We start from the raw sequence: 1,256 nt of genomic DNA on the forward strand, positions 1-1,256 counted from the left end.
CAACTTTATCCCGTACAGCTAACCCCTATTTTTAATAGTCCGTACAGTTCAAAACTATCCGACTATGCTACCAGCATGGATACTAAATTTAGACTGCTTGTCAATCCAACCGATATTATGCTAACGTACCGACAAGTACGCTTAAAACTGATCATACAAGGCAGCAGATTCAACATACAAAGTAATGATTTTATAGTAGGACAACGTTCTATTTTTATCACTGGAGGTTCATTTGTAACCCTTACCAATACCGATATTGGCGCCTTGTTTCGATTAGAAAACCTACAAGGCATCAGCGCAGCACAATACGCCAATGGCTTACCAGAGGGAATGTACAATTTTTGTTTTGAGATGTATGATTTTGTTACCAATCAAAAAATAGCCCAAAAAAGCTGTGCCGGATTGTATTTGATGTTAAACGATCCGCCGCTACTGAACACTCCTCAAAAAAACGAACAAATAGTAGCCAGTAATTTCCCGAACATTATGTTTACCTGGACACCACGCCAGATGAACGCCACCAATGTATCGTACAAATTTGAACTAAAACAACTCTTAGACCCCACACTCGACCCACAATTTGCCTTTCAAATGTCGCCACTATTGTACGAGCAAACCTTGTTCAGTACCGCATTGATGTACAACTTAAGCATGCCAATACTAACACCAGGTATGCGTTATGCCTGGAGAGTAAAAGCGATTTCGACCACAGGTCTCTCTGAGAATGCCGTTTTTAAAAATGATGGCTATAGCGAAATCTATTCGTTCAAATATGCCACAAATTGTGCGCCACCCACATTTGTACTAAGCCAGTCACAAAGCCCAACCAGTGTAAAAATTACATGGCAGGGATTACCAGACCATAAAAAATACCATTTGCAGTACAAAAAACAAGATGTTCGCAATGCACAATGGTTTTCGACCTATTCGGTTAATACTCAGAATTTAATTACCAATTTAGAACCGGGCGTAACCTACCTCTTTAGAGTAGGTGCAACCTGCGATCCCGTACGTCAAGAAGACCAATCGTACACTTATTCTAACATAAATACCTTTACTACTACAACAGACAACAAAGGAATAGCCGCCTACAACTGTGGTATCGTACCCCAAATAGACATAAAAAACCAAACACCACTTAGCAACCTTATACAAAGCGAAACCTTTACCGCAGGCGATTTTCCTGTAACGATTTTAGAACTTCAAGGCCACGGACCTTATTCAGGAAAAGGATACATCATTGTACCCTATCTAGC

At 40.2% G+C, this 1,256-nt stretch carries 1 protein-coding gene; it reads left to right on the forward strand.

Annotation, left to right across the window (positions count from 1 at the left end; genetic code table 11):
* Window positions 1–1,256: fibronectin type III domain-containing protein (locus tag IUY40_RS19120; protein ID WP_195738452.1), on the forward strand; the 1,256-nt coding region annotated here is incomplete at both ends.

The organism is Flavobacterium sp. ALJ2 (assembly GCF_015594725.1).
GTDB lineage: Bacteria > Bacteroidota > Bacteroidia > Flavobacteriales > Flavobacteriaceae > Flavobacterium.